At 63.3% G+C, this 14,660-nt stretch carries 13 protein-coding genes; 5 read left to right on the top strand and 8 right to left on the bottom strand.

Annotated elements, in window-relative coordinates; all coding sequences use genetic code 11:
* Both ACVJNE_RS03520 and ACVJNE_RS03525 read right to left on the bottom strand, forming a co-directional pair.
* The gene (locus ACVJNE_RS03520; RefSeq protein ID WP_376769188.1) at positions 1–1,251 is read right to left on the bottom strand and encodes an acyl-CoA dehydrogenase family protein; all 1,251 of its coding nucleotides are present in this window, start codon (positions 1,249–1,251) and stop codon (positions 1–3) included.
* On the bottom strand, positions 1,248–1,892 hold the full coding sequence (locus ACVJNE_RS03525) for a TetR/AcrR family transcriptional regulator (protein ID WP_499562981.1): 645 nt from the start codon (positions 1,890–1,892) through the stop codon (positions 1,248–1,250). The genes ACVJNE_RS03520 and ACVJNE_RS03525 overlap by 4 nt, the downstream gene beginning before the upstream one ends.
* Positions 1,893–2,055: 163 nt before the next feature.
* Here ACVJNE_RS03525 and ACVJNE_RS03530 point away from each other — a divergent pair, with 163 nt between their 5' ends.
* The 4 genes from ACVJNE_RS03530 to ACVJNE_RS03545 are packed head-to-tail and all read left to right on the top strand — an operon-like array spanning position 2,056 to position 5,184.
* Positions 2,056–2,868: an SDR family oxidoreductase gene (locus ACVJNE_RS03530; protein ID WP_499562983.1), complete on the top strand. Its 813-nt coding sequence runs from the start codon at positions 2,056–2,058 to the stop codon at positions 2,866–2,868.
* 10 nt (positions 2,869–2,878) lie between these two features.
* Positions 2,879–3,373 (top strand): MaoC family dehydratase, encoded by a 495-nt coding sequence (locus ACVJNE_RS03535; protein WP_173193289.1) that lies wholly within the window; start codon positions 2,879–2,881, stop codon positions 3,371–3,373.
* Positions 3,370–4,404 (top strand): phosphotransferase family protein, encoded by a 1,035-nt coding sequence (locus ACVJNE_RS03540; protein WP_499562985.1) that lies wholly within the window; start codon positions 3,370–3,372, stop codon positions 4,402–4,404. Before ACVJNE_RS03535 ends, ACVJNE_RS03540 begins: the two co-directional genes overlap by 4 nt.
* Positions 4,405–4,407: 3 nt before the next feature.
* Entirely contained in the window at positions 4,408–5,184 is a 777-nt protein-coding gene (locus ACVJNE_RS03545) for an SDR family NAD(P)-dependent oxidoreductase (protein WP_499562987.1), read from the top strand.
* Here ACVJNE_RS03545 and ACVJNE_RS03550 read toward each other — a convergent pair.
* Positions 5,181–5,876, bottom strand: coding sequence for an HAD family hydrolase (locus ACVJNE_RS03550; protein ID WP_499562989.1), 696 nt, complete (start codon positions 5,874–5,876; stop codon positions 5,181–5,183). The two genes, ACVJNE_RS03545 and ACVJNE_RS03550, sit on opposite strands and share 4 nt — an antisense overlap.
* A 193-nt stretch (positions 5,877–6,069) precedes the next feature.
* Here ACVJNE_RS03550 and ACVJNE_RS03555 point away from each other — a divergent pair, with 193 nt between their 5' ends.
* The gene (locus ACVJNE_RS03555; RefSeq protein WP_499563210.1) at positions 6,070–8,691 is read left to right on the top strand and encodes a bifunctional diguanylate cyclase/phosphodiesterase; all 2,622 of its coding nucleotides are present in this window, start codon (positions 6,070–6,072) and stop codon (positions 8,689–8,691) included.
* On the opposite strand, the gene ACVJNE_RS03560 is transcribed toward ACVJNE_RS03555, so the two are convergent.
* The 5 genes from ACVJNE_RS03560 to ACVJNE_RS03580 are packed head-to-tail and all read right to left on the bottom strand — an operon-like array spanning position 8,688 to position 14,611.
* Positions 8,688–9,239, bottom strand: a complete 552-nt coding sequence (locus tag ACVJNE_RS03560) for a sarcosine oxidase subunit gamma (RefSeq protein WP_499562991.1) — start codon at positions 9,237–9,239, stop codon at positions 8,688–8,690. The two genes, ACVJNE_RS03555 and ACVJNE_RS03560, sit on opposite strands and share 4 nt — an antisense overlap.
* On the bottom strand, positions 9,232–12,225 hold the full coding sequence (locus ACVJNE_RS03565) for a sarcosine oxidase subunit alpha (RefSeq protein WP_499562993.1): 2,994 nt from the start codon (positions 12,223–12,225) through the stop codon (positions 9,232–9,234). The genes ACVJNE_RS03560 and ACVJNE_RS03565 overlap by 8 nt, the downstream gene beginning before the upstream one ends.
* Positions 12,222–12,515, bottom strand: coding sequence for a sarcosine oxidase subunit delta (locus tag ACVJNE_RS03570; RefSeq protein ID WP_173193301.1), 294 nt, complete (start codon positions 12,513–12,515; stop codon positions 12,222–12,224). The genes ACVJNE_RS03565 and ACVJNE_RS03570 overlap by 4 nt, the downstream gene beginning before the upstream one ends.
* 8 nt (positions 12,516–12,523) lie before the next feature.
* On the bottom strand, positions 12,524–13,348 hold the full coding sequence (locus tag ACVJNE_RS03575; RefSeq protein WP_499562995.1) for an alpha/beta fold hydrolase: 825 nt from the start codon (positions 13,346–13,348) through the stop codon (positions 12,524–12,526).
* A gap of 9 nt (positions 13,349–13,357) precedes the next feature.
* On the bottom strand, positions 13,358–14,611 hold the full coding sequence (locus ACVJNE_RS03580; RefSeq protein ID WP_499562997.1) for a sarcosine oxidase subunit beta: 1,254 nt from the start codon (positions 14,609–14,611) through the stop codon (positions 13,358–13,360).
* Positions 14,612–14,660 lie beyond the last annotated feature (49 nt).

Raw genomic sequence — 14,660 nt, forward strand, 5'->3', positions numbered from 1 at the left:
TCAAACCTTCTGTTGCGTGTATTTGCGCAGCTCTTCGCGCGCCACCTGACGACGATGGACTGCATCCGGCCCGTCCGCAAGGCGCAGCGTGCGCAAATGGGTCCATGAGCGCGCCAGCGGCGTGTCCTGGCTGATGCCCTGCCCGCCGTACATCTGCACGGCTTCGTCAGTGACCTTGAGCGCCACGCGCGGTGCAACCACCTTGACCTGGCTGATCCAGGGGGCCGCGGCCTTCTTGTCGCCCTGGTCGATCATCCAGGCGGCCTTGAGGCACAGAAGCCGGGCCATCTCGATCTCCATGCGGCATTCCGCAATGATGTCATAGTTGGCGCCGAGCTGCGCGAGCGGCTTGCCGAACGCCTCGCGACGCATCGAGCGCTGGCACATCAGTTCCAGCGCCATCTCCGCCTGCCCGATGGCACGCATGCAGTGGTGGATACGCCCCGGCCCGAGCCGCCCTTGCGCGATCTCGAACCCGCGCCCCTCGCCAAGGATTAGATTGTCGGCGGGCACCCGCACATTCTCGAAGCGCAGATGCAGATGGCCGTGCGGCGCATCGTCATCGCCATAGACCTTCATCGCCCTGAGCTTGGTGACGCCGGGCGTGTCGGCCGGCACGAGGATCATCGAGTGCTGCTGGTGCTTCGGCCGGCTCTCGTCGGGCGAACTCACCATGGTGATGTAGATCGCACAGCGCGGATCGCCCGCGCCGGAGGACCACCATTTCTCGCCGTTGAGCACATAATGGTCGCCGTCGCGTTCGCAGCGCATGGCGATATTGGTGGCATCCGACGATGCGACGTCCGGCTCGGTCATCAGATAGGCGGAGCGGATCTTGCCTTCCAGCAGCGGCGCCAGCCAGCGGTCCTTGTGCGCCTGCGTGCCGTAGCGCTCCAGCACCTCCATGTTGCCGGTGTCGGGCGCGGAGCAGTTGAAGGTCTCGGCGCCCAGGTGTGCCTTGCCCATTTCCTCTGCCAGATAGGCATACTCCACGGTCGACAGGCCGTAGCCCCGGTCGGAATGAGTGAGCCAGAAGTTCCAAAGTCCGCGCTCGCGCGCCTTTGCCTTCAGCCCTTCGAGAATCTCGGTCTGCCGTGGCGTGTAGCTCCAGCGATCGCCATCCTTGCCGACTTCCGCCAGGAACTCTTCGTCAAGCGGGATGATCTCCTCGCGCACCATCTGCGCGACCTTGTCGTGGATCGGCTTGAGCCGCTCGGTCATGCCGAGGTTCATCTCGGGGTTCTTCGTCATGGCGTCGATTGTTCCTCCTTGCCGCCCAGGCCGCGATAGGCGGCGGTAACGACCTTTCGTGCGAGATCCTCGATGTCGGCGCGGGTTTCCCCGACGCGCGGCGAGTACCAGAAGATTGGCGAATTGAGCACGACGAACATCAACTGATTGGCGATGCTCAGATCGTCGAAACGGAAGTCACCGCTCTCGCGCCCTTCAACGAGCGTCTTGCGAAAGACGTTGCCGTAATTGCTGCGATATTCGATCAGCTCGGCAAAGACGCTACGCTGCTCGGGCGTCGTCGCGCCGCGCAGATGCATCTTCACGCCGACCCATACCGTGCGCTGGAACGGCTTGGTCGTGATCATCTGGATCGCATGCGCAAACGCCATGTGCCGCCATCGCGCCACCGGATCGGACATGGCGCGGTAAGGCTCGATCGCCGCGTAGTTCATCTCCATGCCGACACGGAAAACCTCCGCGAAGATGTCCGCCTTGGAGCGGAAATGATGGTAGATGCGCCCCTTGGTGGCGCCGAGGCTGCGCGCGACATCGTCGATGGACGTCTCGGTGTAGCCGCGCTCCATGAAACAGCTTGCGGCCGCCTCGAGAATATCGGCTCGCGAGCTTTCCTGGACATGTTCGCGCACGCCGAGCGTCATTGCGCAGCAACCTCCCGACCCGCCGGCATCCTCGTTGTGCGAACAGCGGAGCAAATTCGCGTCGGGCCTTTACGGGTATCGAAATGATGAACATACTACCGGGTATGTTGTCAACGCGGCCGGTACGAATTTCCCCCTGCCCGCCGCGCCAAGGGAGGAAATGATGGCGTATCTGGACGAACTCTTTTCGGTGGCCGGCAAGACCGCGCTGGTGACAGGCGCTGCAACCGGCATCGGGCGAATGGCTGCGACCGGTCTCGTGCAAGGCGGTGCGCGCGTCCTGATTGCCTCGCGCAAGGGTGCCGATTGCGCCCGTGTGGCCGAAGAGCTCAACGCTCTCGGCAAGGGCAGCGCAGAGGGGTTCTCCGGCGACGTGAGCACTGAAGAAGGCATTGCTGCATTGGTCGCGGAGGTGCGCAGCCGCACCGACAGCCTGAACATCCTCATCAACAATGCCGGCGTCTCCTGGGGCGCGGAATATGAGGATTTTCCCTACAGCGCCTGGGCAAAAGTGCTCGGCGTCAACGTCACCGGCCTGTTTCACCTCACCCGGGAGCTGACCCCCTTGCTGGAAGAGGCGGCGCGCGATGAAGACCCTGCCCGCATCATCAATCTCGGCTCCGTCATGGGCACACAACCGATGGCGGACGGTGCCTATTCCTACACGGCTTCGAAGGCTGCGGTTCACCACCTCACCCGCACCCTCGCCAACGAACTCGCGGCACGACGCATCACGGTCAACGCCTTCGCGCCCGGCCCCTTTCAGAGCCGGATGACGGCATTCGCCACCGGTACCGACGAACAGGCCGACAAGGTCGGCAAGCGCGTGCCGATCGGGCGCATCGGCGCACCGGATGACATCGCGGGCGCGACCCTGTATCTGTGCAGCAGGGCGGGGAGCTATGTGACCGGCGCGATCCTGCCACTGGACGGCGGCCAGTCGGCCCAGCATGGCATGACGCTTTTCAAGGAATGATGCGAGCTAGATGAGCAATAGCCAGAGAGAACCGCTTCCGCTTGAGGAAGCCCAGAAAGCGGTCGGCCAGGAGATCGGCGTGTCGCCCTGGCGCGTGGTGTCCCAGGAGATGATCGACAAGTTCGCCGACGCGACCGACGACCATCAGTTCATCCACGTGGACCCGGAACGCGCGGCAGCCGAAACGCCGTTCGGTGGAACCATTGCACACGGATTCCTGTCGCTTTCGCTGCTTTCGGCCATGGCTTACGAGACGATTCCCCCGATCCGCGAGGCCGGGATGGGCGTTAACTACGGCTTCGACCGGCTGCGCTTCGTTTCGCCGGTCAAGTCGGGCGCGCGCATCCGCGCGCGTTTCAAGCTGGCGGAAATGACTGCGCGTCCGTCCGGCTGGATTCACCTGAACTACGACGTCACGATCGAAATCGAAGGCTCGAAGAAGCCGGCCCTTACCGCGCGCTGGCTCACGCTCGCGGCGATAGAGCGCAAAAGGGAGGACGCATGAGCGATCCGAACGCGCTCGATGCGGCAGCGCTGGCTCCCTATCTCGAAAAGAACGTCCCCGGCTTCAGGGGTCTGAAGGATATCCGCAAGTTCGGCTCGGGCCAGTCGAACCCCACCTATGCGCTGGATGCTGAAAGCGGCCGCTACGTGTTGCGCGCCAAGCCGCCGGGCGAGTTGCTGAAATCGGCGCACCAGGTCGATCGCGAATTCCGGGTCATGAAGGCGCTGAAAGATACGGCCGTGCCCGTGCCCGAAGTACTCCACCTGTCGGAGGAGGCCTCGCCGATAGGCCGCATGTTCTACGTCATGGCGTTCGTCGACGGGCGTATCCTGTGGGACCCGGCACTGCCCGACCTTGCAACGAACGAGGAACGCAGCGCGACCAGCGACGCCATGAACGCGGTGCTTGCAGCCCTCCACGATGTCGACATCGAGGCCGCCGGGCTCAGCGATTTCGGCAAGCCGGGCAGCTATTTCGAGCGACAGTTCGGACGCTGGACCAGCCAGTACCGCGCTTCCGAGACCGACAAGGTCGAAGACATGGATGCGCTGATCGCCTGGCTTGAGAGCAATCAGGTCGCCGATGACGGCCAGGTCTCGCTCGTTCACGGCGATTACCGCCTGGACAACATGATATTCGCTCACGACCGGCCCGAAGTGATCGCCGTGCTCGACTGGGAGCTGTCGACGCTCGGCCACCCCTTCGCCGACATCGCATATCAGTGCATGCAATGGCGGCTGCCCCACGATTCCGGCTTTCGCGGGCTCGGAGGCATGGATCGCCAGGCGCTCGGCCTGCCGTCGGAGGCCGAATACGTCGCCCGCTACTGCGAGCGCCGCGGCATTTCCGGCATAGACAACTGGGTTTTCTATCTCGCCTTCTCCTTCTTCCGGCTCGCCGCCATCTGCCAGGGCGTCTACAAGCGCGCCCTCGACGGCAATGCCTCCAACCCGGAAAAGGCGAAGACCTACGGTCAGGCCGTGCGCCTGCTGGCCGCACTGGCGCGCCAGGCAATCGAAAAAGGGAAATGACGCATGGCGCGGTTTTCGGGTCTGACAGTGCTGGTGACGGGTGCCACCGGCGGTTTCGGCCGCCGTGCGGCGGAACGCTTCGCGGCTGAGGGCGCCCGCCTGGTCCTGTCCGACCTTGACCCCGCCCGCCTGGAGGAAGCCGCCTCGGAGATTGATGCCGAAACCGCCGTTCTGGCCGGCAACATTGCGGACGAAAATCTATCGAAAGAGCTCGTCGCCCTGGCGGAAAAGCGCTTTGGCGGGCTCGACATCGCGCTGAACAATGCCGGCATCGTCCACGACATGATGAAGCTGCCGAACATTGCTTCCGAGGACGCGCGCAAGGTCATCGAAGTCGACCTTCTCGGCGTGTTCTACGCTCTCAAGCACCAGCTTCCGTCGATGGAGCGCCGTTTTCGCGCAGAGGGAAAACGCAGCGCGATCGTCAACATCGCGTCCGTGGCCGGCATCGCCGGAGCACCAAGGCTTTCCGTCTATGCCGCTGCCAAGCATGGCGTGGTCGGCCTTACCCGGTCGGCCGCGGCCGAATACGCCACCAAGGGCGTGCGCGTAAACGCCGTCTGTCCCTCCTTCGCACGCACCGCGATGGTCGAGAAATCATTGCCGGCCGCCGAGGAGGATCGCAAGGCGAGCGAGGCCGAACTGGTTCGCGGCGTACCGATGCGGCGGCTGGGCGAAGTCGACGAAATCGTCGAGGTGATCCTGTTCGCGGCAAGTCCAGAGAACGGTTTCATGACCGGCCAGACGCTTGCCGCCGACGGCGGGATAACGTCGATCTAGAGCTTCGCAATCAGCTCGCGGAGCTGCCCGAGATGCTCGATCTGCCGGTAGCGAGGATGCTCCTCCGGTGCCTCGATCCGCTCCAGAACCCATGTCAGCTCGTGCGGAACATACACACCCCAGCTCCCCGCCTCGATCGCTGGCGCGACGTCAGACTTCAGCGAATTGCCGACCATCATCGCATGCTCGGCGCCGTCGCCATGGCGTGAGAACACGCGCTCATATGTGCCGGCACTCTTGTCACTGACGATCTCGACCGCATCGAAGAAGTCGCCCAGTCCCGACTGCGCAAGCTTTCGCTCCTGATCGAACAGGTCGCCCTTGGTGATCAGTACCAGCCGGTATGCGCCGGCCAGCTCTTCCAGCGTCTCCTGCACGTGCGGAAGCGTCTCGACAGGATGTCGGAGCATCTCCCGTCCAGCCGCCAGGATTTCACCGATCACGCTCGCCGGCACCCGTCCCTCGGTCACTTCGACTGCGGTTTCGATCATCGAGAGCGTAAACCCCTTGATGCCGAAGCCATAGTGCCCGAGATTGCGTTTCTCTGCCTCCAGCAGCCGGTCGAGCAGATGATCGGGCTCGGCGTGATCGGCCAGCAGTTCCGCGAAACGCGCCTCGGTCAAGCGGAAGAACTGCTCATTCTGCCAGAGCGTATCGTCGGCATCGAAGCCAATGGTGGACAGTTCTTTCATCTGCACGCGTTCCCTCGCGATAGACATTTGCTTAGTTCTCTAAAGCCTAATTTAAGCAGTTCATGCAACGGTCGGGGTCGAAACTCGGACCAGCTAACCGCCTCATAGGCAGGTGGGTATTGTGAAATTTCTAGCCATCGACACCTTGGGGCCTGTCAGGCCTGTTCTAAGGGCAACCAATATACCGGCCTTTCTGGCATTGGTCGTTATTGCGCTGGCATGGCTTTTCGCGGAGCAGCAGAACCGCGCTGTCTTCCGGCATGACCTGCACAGCGAAGTCCTCGGCGAGATCAGCCTCATCCGCGCGAAGCTCGAAGGCAACATCAGCGGCAATATCCAGCTTGTTCGAGGGCTTGTCGCTACGCTTTCCACCGAACCGGAGATGGATCAGACGCGCTTCGCTACCCTTGCGGCGGCGCTGCTGCAAGAGCGATCCCAGATCCGTCATATCGCCGCTGCGCGCGATCTGGTTGTAAACCTGATCTACCCTTCGCAGGGCAATGAAAGCGCTCTCGGTCTGGATTACAACCTGAACGAAGCGCAGCGCGCCGCAGCTTTGCGTGCTCGTGACACCGCAGACCTTGTGCTTGCCGGGCCGGTTGACCTGGTGCAAGGCGGCGAGAGCTTCATCGGGCGATTCCCTGTTTTCACTCCCGGCCCGAACGGCAGCGAAACGTTCTGGGGCATTGTGTCCGCCGTGGTCGATGCCAACAAGCTGTATACCCAAAGTGGCTTGCTCGATCCGGATCTGGCGATCGATATCGACCTCATCGGGCACGACGGCACCGGTGTGAACGGCGCGCGTTTCTACGGCTCGGGCGTAGCTTCCGCCAACGATCCGGTCACTGCGGACGTGGTATTGCCGTCCGGATCCTGGCGCATTGCTGCGATACCGAAAGGGGGATGGGCCGGAACGCCTACGAACACTTGGGCGCTTCGTCTGCTGATCCTGCTTGCCGGCGCGCTCATCATGGTACCCGCCCTGATCATGGGCCGTCTTATCGAAGAGCGTCTGAACCACATTCGTGAATTGAAGCGACGCGAACTTCAGCTTGCGCGCATGTCGCGTCGCCTCGGCCTCGCACTGGACACGTCCAAGGTCGCGGTCTGGGAGATGAATGTGGGCGAGAAGGAAGAGTACTGGGACGACCGGATGAACGAGCTCTATGGCTATCCGGCCGATGGCGCTCCGCGAAATACGAAGGACTGGGAAAAGCGCGTTCACCCGGACGACCTCGAGCGTGCAAACAGCGAATTCAATGCTGCCTTCACGGGTGACAGGGGTAGCTATGTCTCGCAGTTTCGGATCGTTCTCGATGACGGAGAGACACGTCATATCCGTGCGCTGGGCACGCTATACAAGGACGCGGGGACGCCGGCAAAAATGATCGGCGTAAATTGGGATGTGACAGCCGACGTCGCGCTCAACGAGGAATTGAAGCGCGCCAACGCATTGACCGAGGCGCGCAATGCCGAGCTCGAACGCGCGAAGGCCCGCATAGAACACAACGCGCTTCACGATTCGCTCACTGGCTTGCCGAACCGGCGCTATCTCGACGACGTAATGGCTGATCACGCGCGGCAATTTGCCGAGGGCAAGGAAACGGCGGCCCTGCTCCAGATCGATCTCGACCGTTTCAAGCAGATCAACGATACCCTGGGGCATTCCGCCGGCGACGCCATGCTGGTTCACGCGGCAAGCATCCTGCGCGCGACGGTCGAGCCCGGCGACTTCGTGGCCCGTGTCGGCGGCGACGAGTTCGTCGTCGTTCGCCGCTGGCAAACCGGTGCGGGCAACCCTTCCATCCGCGGTCTGGCCAAACTCTCCGAACGCATCATCGAGCGCATGCAGCAGCCGCTTAGTTACGGCGGGCACGATTGCCGCGTTGGTGTTTCGATCGGCATCGCAACCGACATGGATTCACTGGCCGATCCGACGCGTCTGCTCGTCAACGCCGACATCGCCCTCTACCGGGCCAAGGAGCGGGGCCGCAACCGTCACCAGTTCTTCAACGACGCGCTGCAGACCGAGATTATCACCACCAAGCGGGTCGCAGACAACATTCTCTCAGGCCTCGAGCAGCGACAGTTCGTGGCACATTACCAGCCGCAATTCGATGCAGAGACGCTTGAGGTTATCGGTGTCGAGGCACTGGCCCGCTGGAACCACCCACGCGAAGGTCTGCTTGCGCCCAACGCCTTCCTCAAGATTGCGGAAGAACTCAACGTCGTGGCCACGATCGACCGCATCGTCCTCGAACAGGCGCTTGCCGATTTCCATCGTTGGGAAGAGATCGGTCTCGGGATCCCAAAGACGTCCGTCAACGTTTCGGCACGTCGGCTGCATGATGACGAACTGATCAACAACCTGCGCCAGATGGACATCAAGCCTGGCACGGTCTCGTTCGAACTCGTGGAATCGATCTTCCTCGACGAGAACGACGAGGTCATCACCTGGAACGTCGACCAGATCAAGGAACTCGGCATCGACATCGAGATCGATGATTTCGGCACCGGATATGCGTCGATCGTCAGCCTGATGAAACTGAAGCCGCGCCGCCTCAAGATCGACCGGCAGCTTGTGATGCCGATCGTGCATTCGGCCGGACAACGACAGCTCGTGGGCTCGATCATCGACATCGGACGGTCCCTCGGCATCGAGGTTCTCGCCGAAGGCGTCGAGACCATGCAGCACGCGAAAGTGCTGCGGCAGCTCGGCTGCAACGCCCTTCAGGGTTATGCCTTCGCAAAGGCCATGAGCGCCGACGATCTCATCGAGTTCGTCCAATCGCGACGCTGGCGCAACACCGGCTAGCCGTTGGCGTCTCTCGCAGCCTCGGCAAGAAAGGTGAAGGCGTAGTCGGCGAACGACCGCCAGCACTCGACGCGGAACTGCGCCTCGCCCGTGCGCCACAGCACGATTTCGATCTTGCCCAACACGGTCCGCGAACATGCGCCTACCGGAAAGGCCTGAAGCGAGACGTCCTGCGGACAGCCCGCGGCGATCGTCGCCTCGGCCCCCTGACCTTCGACGAGAATCCCGACATTGCGATGCGACACATCGACAGCCGAATGAAACACCCTGACCCGATCAAGTGCCGCATCGAGGTTGCTCTCGGCACCGTCGATCAACAGCCATTCGTCAGGCCCGAGCCAGAGGGCTGCACGGGCACCTTTCAGTACGGACTGCTTTGGCCTCTCCGGCAACTTCAAGCCAAGGGTACGTGATAACGAGGCGACGCTCTCTGCAGGCGCGCGCAGCGAAAGCCTTTTAGCTGGTTCCGCCGGTGTGACACCGACCCACGCGTGATTTGCCATCCGGCCTTCGAGCACGGGGTTGCGGGCGGCTTCGGTTCTAGCCATCGATACGCTCTCCCTTCTCGTCGAAGAAAATGGTTCCGGTCACTTCAACCTCGATCGTGCGATCCGGCATCGGCACATGAAGTGTCTTGCCCGTGAGCGCGCGTCCGTCGGCAACGAGGGCCAGCGCGATAGAATGGCCGCAATTCTCCGACCAGTAGGACGAGGTGACGTGTCCGATCATTTTCATCGGAACCGGCTGGTTCGGATCGGCAACGATCTGCGCACCTTCCTCAAGCACAACTTTCGGGTCTTTCGTTCTTAGCCCGACGAGCTGCTTGCGCCCCGGAGCGACGAGGTCGGGGCGCATCAACCCGCGAATGCCGACGAAATCGGTCTTTTTCTTGCCGACCGCCCAGTCGAGGCCGGCATCGTTCGGCGTCACCGTGCCGTCGGTCTCCTGTCCGACGATGATGTAGCCTTTTTCGGCGCGCAGCACGTGCATCGCCTCGGTGCCGTAGGCGCAGGCGCCATGCTTTTCGCCCTCAGCCCAGACCGCCTCCCACACAGCCTGCCCGTAGTCCGCGGGTACGTTGATTTCGAAGCCCCGCTCGCCGGTGAACGACATACGGAAGAGACGAGTCGGCACACCGCAGATGCTTCCCTCCCGCACCGACATATGCGGCATCGCGGCGTCTGAGAGGTCGATGCCCTCAACCAGCGGCGCGATGATGTCGCGGGATTTCGGCCCCTGTACGGCAATGACGGCCCACTGCTCCGAAATCGAGGTGAGATAGACCTTCAGGTGCGGGAACTCGGTCTGGAGATAATCCTCCATGTGGTTCATGACGCGCGCCGCACCGCCTGTGGTCGTGGTGACGTGGAAGCGGTCATCCGCCAGCCGGCCCACCACACCGTCGTCGTAGATGAAGCCGTCCTCGCGCAGCATGATGCCATAGCGGCACCGGCCGGGCGCGAGCTTCTGCCACGGATTGGTGTAGAGCAGTTCCATGAAGGTCGCGGCGTCAGGCCCGACCACCTCGATCTTGCCCAGCGTCGACGCATCAAAGATACCGGCCGACTGTCGCACCGTACGGCATTCCCTGTCGACCGCAGCGTGCATGTCCTCGCCTGCACGCGGGAAATACCAGGCGCGTTTCCACTGGCCGACGTCCTCGAACACGGCGCCGTGCGCCTCGGCCCAGCCATGCATCGCGGTACGTCGGGTCGGATCGAACAGGCTGCCTCGTGCGTGGTTGACGATCGCCCCGAAGGTGACCGGCGTGTAGGGAGCGCGGAACGTCGTCAGGCCGACCTCGGGGATAGGCTTGCCGAGCGTCTCCGCGGCAATGGCAAGTCCGTGCAGGTTCGAGGTCTTGCCTTGGTCCGTCGCCATACCGTTGGTGGTGAAGCGCTTGACATGCTCGATCGAGCGCATGCCCTCCCGCACGGCCTGGCGAATGTCCTTGGCGGTGACGTCGTTCTGGAAGTCGACGAACGCTTTGGCCTTCGAGTCGGCGCCGGCCCCGGGTGCAGCACCCAGCATGCCACCGGCCCATCGCTCGCCGGTGGATGCCTTCGGCTTCGATGCGCGGCCGACCTTGATGCCTGCCGCTTTGGCGGCAGCATGGCCGGCGGTGGCAGCTTCGCCAAGAAGTGCGCCGAGTTCGTCGGTCCCATTGCACGCACCGACAGATACGCAATCCTGTGCGTAGGTGCCCGGCAGGAACCGCCTGCCCGCCTCGTCGAAGGCCACTTTGCCACGCGACTGGGAAAAGAGATGCACGGATGGCGTCCAGCCGGCGGAAGTCAGAAGCGCATCCACCGGGATCGTACGCGAGGCGCCGCCGTTCTTCGGCTGCACCGTCATTGCCGAGATGCGCTGGCGCCCTGAAACGCCGGTAACGGCACGGCCGGCACTGATCTCGATGCCGAGCCCCCTTGCCTCGTCGACAGCCGGGCCTTGCGGGTTGTCACGCAAATCCACGATTGCCGCGACATGCACACCGGACTTCTTGAGGTCGATCGCTGCGTGATAGGCCGAGTCGTTGGCCGTGTAGACACCGACCGCTTTGCCGACAGCAACGCCATAATGATTGAGATAGGTGCGCGCCGCCGATGCCAGCATGACGCCCGGTCGGTCGTTGTCGGGAAACACCATGTGCCGCTCGATCGCTCCCGTGGCGAGGACGACCCGCCTGGCCCGCACCTGCCAAAGCCGCTCTCGCGGCAGGTCCGGCAACGGGGCCGCCAGATGGTCGCTCAAGCGTTCGACAAGGCCGACGAAGTTCTGGGCATAGTAGCCGAAGGCAGTGGTACGGGTCAGCAGGCGCACATTGCCCATCGCCGCTAACCGCGCTGCCGACTCGCTCGCCCAGGCCCATCCGTCCTTGCCTTCTATGTTCGTCCCGGTCTCAAAGCGTAACGCGCCGCCAAGCTCTGCCTGTTCGTCGGTGATGATGACGCGTGCGCCCGCCTCGGCCGCGCTCAGCGCAGCCGCAAGGCCCGCCGCACCGCCGCCTACGACCAGCACGTCACAATGCGCGTAGCGTGCCGCGTAATGGTCGGGATCGGGCTGGTCGGGCGCGACGCCAAGACCGGCAGCGGAGCGGATCTGCGGCTCGTAGAGATGCTTCCATGCCGCCTTCGGCCACATGAACGTCTTGTAGTAGAAGCCGGCGGAGAAGAAGGGCGACGCGAGATCGTTGACGGCGCCCACATCCATCTTCAGCGAGGGCCAGCGGTTCTGCGAGACGGCAGTGAGCCCATCGTAGAGCTCCTGCACCGTTGCGCGCACATTGGGCGTCTTGCGCGCCGCGTCTCGATGGATACCCACCAGCGCGTTCGGCTCCTCGGCGCCCGCCGAAAGGAAGCCACGCGGCCGGTGATATTTGAACGACCGACCGACGAGATGGACGCCATTTGCGAGCAGAGCCGAGGCGAGCGTGTCGCCCTCCAGCCCTGCATAGCCGGCGCCATCGAACGTGAAGCGCGCTACTCTGGCGGGCGTCAGACGGCCCTTGCCTGCGATGCGGAACGGCGCGGTCATTCGGCTGCTCCCTTGATGACGGGCTTCTTCTCGCCGGCCTTGTAAGTCATTACGAACTTGTCGCTCACCGTGTCGCGCACGGCGTTGAAGAAGCGCGCGCAGCCGTGGACATGCCTCCAGCGTTCATAGACCAGCCCTTTGGGATTCTGCCGGATGAAGAAGTAGCCCTCGAAATCCTCGTCGCTCATCTCGGTGATGTTCGACGGCCTGACGAGATGCGCTTCGCCGGCATGCCGGAATTCGAGCTCCGGTCGTTCTTCTTCACAATAGGGGCAACGGATCAGCAGCATGGCTTTCCCTACTCGCCTGTTTTCGAAAGCGCGTCGAGGAAACGCGCGGTAACGGGTTCCGGGGCTTCGAGCTGTGGCAGATGGCCGACACCGGCCAGCGCCTCGAAGCTCGAATGTGGTATCTTCTCGTGCAGCAGTCGGCCCCGCGCGACCGGAATCCAGGGGTCGGCTTCTCCCCACAGGATCGCGACCGGGCAGCGTATGTCCGCAAGCCTGTCTTCGAAGTCACCGGTCAAACGCTCGTCGGCCTGCGCGAACTGGGCATAGAAGCTCGCCCGCCCCGCCTCGCTCAGCCACGGCGCGCGAAGCCGATCGAAATCGTCATCCGCGAGTTCATTGACCAGAGCACCCTGGATATACGCGCCCACGACCGCCTCATGGATATGCGGCGGCAGGCCGGTAAAGGCGTCGATATGGCGGCCGACATGGTCGAAGAACGCCGAGCCCCAAGGGCTGAGCGCAACGACATTCATGAGCACGAGCCTGTCATAGTCGACGCCGCCCAGCAGATGGGCTCGCAGGGTCACCGCACCGCCCATGTCGTGCGCAACGACATTCGGGTCCACAAGCTCCCACACGTCGAGCATTTCGGCGAACACCTGCCCCTGCACGTCCAACGCGGTCGATTGACCACGCCGCATCTCGGATTCGCCGTAGCCCGGCATGTCGAACCAGTGGACGGTAAAGTGCCTGGCAAGCAATGGGATCACCCGATGCCAGCTAAACGACGACCATGGCCAGCCATGCGCGAGCACCAGCCCCGGCCCGCTGCCGGCCCGGCCCCAGGCGACCTCTCCCGCCTGCGTCATCGTTCGCTGGTCGACCTTCCACATTGAACGAACTCAGTGCGCCACGGCGGCCGCTGCCGCCTCGTCGATCAGTCGTCCGGTGCGGAAACGCTCCAGCGTGAACGGTGCGTTGATCGCGTGCGGCTCGTCGCGCGCGATCGTGTGGGCGAAGACGTGGCCCGAGCCGGGCGTGGCCTTGAAACCACCCGTGCCCCAGCCGCAATTGACGTAGAGCCCCTTCACCGGCGTCTTCGCCATGATCGGCGAGCGGTCGGGCGTTACGTCGACGATGCCGCCCCACGAGCGCAGCATCTTCATGCGCGTGAACATCGGGAACATCTCGCAGATCGCGTCGAGCGTGTGGTTGAGGATGTGCAGCCCGCCGGTCTGCGAATAGGAGGTGTATTGATCGGTGCCGGCGCCGATCACCAGTTCGCCCTTGTCGGACTGGGATATGTAGGCGTGCACGGTGTTGGACATGACCACGCACGGGAAAACCGGCTTGACCGGCTCCGACACGAGTGCCTGCAGCGGATAGCTCTCAAGTGGCATGCGCACATCGGCCATCTGCATGATGACGGAGGAATGCCCGGCCGCCACGACACCGACCTTCTTTGCGCCGATGAACCCCTTGCTTGTCTCAACACCGAGCACATGACCCTGCGGCGCGCGGCGGATGCCCGTCACCTCACAGTTCTGGATGATGTCGACGCCGCGTGCAGAAGCGCCGCGCGCATAGCCCCACGCAACTGCATCGTGCCGCGCCGTGCCGCCACGGCGCTGCAGAGCCGCGCCCATCACGGGATAGCGCGCGCTCTTCGAGATGTTGAGCGGCGGGCAATATTCCTTCGCCTGCTCCGGCGTCAGCCATTCATTGTCGACGCCGTTGAGCCGGTTCGCGTGGATGTGCCGCTTGAACACCTGCACGTCGTGCACATTATGCGCCAGCATCATCACCCCACGGGGGGAATACATGACGTTGTAGTTGAGCTCCTGCGACAGCCCGTCCCACAGCTTTACCGCGTGGTCGTAGATGCCTGCGCTCTCGTCATAGAGATAGTTGGAGCGGATGATCGTGGTGTTGCGGCCGGTATTGCCGCCGCCCAGCCAGCCCTTCTCAACCACCGCGACATTGGTGATGCCGTGCACACTGGCGAGGTAGTAGGCCGTCGCCAGCCCATGACCGCCGGCGCCGACGATAACGACATCGTATTCGGCCTTCGGCTCTGGCGAGGTCCACTGTTCTTCCCATCCCTTGTGGCCGCGAAACGCTTCCCGGGCGATGGCGAAGGCGGAATATTTGCGCATGGCTGTCGGCTCGCAGTTCGAAGGCGCTCTGGCTGTCACCAGCCTCGGA

Source organism: Mesorhizobium sp. DxT (assembly GCF_058448885.1).

What these genes read in the sequence shown, in the direction of transcription:
- ACVJNE_RS03520 (WP_376769188.1), bottom strand. Translation starts at nt 1,251, where the DNA reads ATGACGAAGAACCCCGAGATGAACCTCGGCATGACCGAGCGGCTCAAG.
- ACVJNE_RS03525 (WP_499562981.1), bottom strand. Translation starts at nt 1,892, where the DNA reads ATGACGCTCGGCGTGCGCGAACATGTCCAGGAAAGCTCGCGAGCCGAT.
- ACVJNE_RS03530 (WP_499562983.1), top strand. Translation starts at nt 2,056, where the DNA reads ATGGCGTATCTGGACGAACTCTTTTCGGTGGCCGGCAAGACCGCGCTG.
- ACVJNE_RS03535 (WP_173193289.1), top strand. Translation starts at nt 2,879, where the DNA reads ATGAGCAATAGCCAGAGAGAACCGCTTCCGCTTGAGGAAGCCCAGAAA.
- ACVJNE_RS03540 (WP_499562985.1), top strand. Translation starts at nt 3,370, where the DNA reads ATGAGCGATCCGAACGCGCTCGATGCGGCAGCGCTGGCTCCCTATCTC.
- ACVJNE_RS03545 (WP_499562987.1), top strand. Translation starts at nt 4,408, where the DNA reads ATGGCGCGGTTTTCGGGTCTGACAGTGCTGGTGACGGGTGCCACCGGC.
- ACVJNE_RS03550 (WP_499562989.1), bottom strand. Translation starts at nt 5,876, where the DNA reads ATGAAAGAACTGTCCACCATTGGCTTCGATGCCGACGATACGCTCTGG.
- ACVJNE_RS03560 (WP_499562991.1), bottom strand. Translation starts at nt 9,239, where the DNA reads ATGGCTAGAACCGAAGCCGCCCGCAACCCCGTGCTCGAAGGCCGGATG.
- ACVJNE_RS03565 (WP_499562993.1), bottom strand. Translation starts at nt 12,225, where the DNA reads ATGACCGCGCCGTTCCGCATCGCAGGCAAGGGCCGTCTGACGCCCGCC.
- ACVJNE_RS03570 (WP_173193301.1), bottom strand. Translation starts at nt 12,515, where the DNA reads ATGCTGCTGATCCGTTGCCCCTATTGTGAAGAAGAACGACCGGAGCTC.
- ACVJNE_RS03575 (WP_499562995.1), bottom strand. Translation starts at nt 13,348, where the DNA reads ATGTGGAAGGTCGACCAGCGAACGATGACGCAGGCGGGAGAGGTCGCC.
- ACVJNE_RS03580 (WP_499562997.1), bottom strand. Translation starts at nt 14,611, where the DNA reads ATGCGCAAATATTCCGCCTTCGCCATCGCCCGGGAAGCGTTTCGCGGC.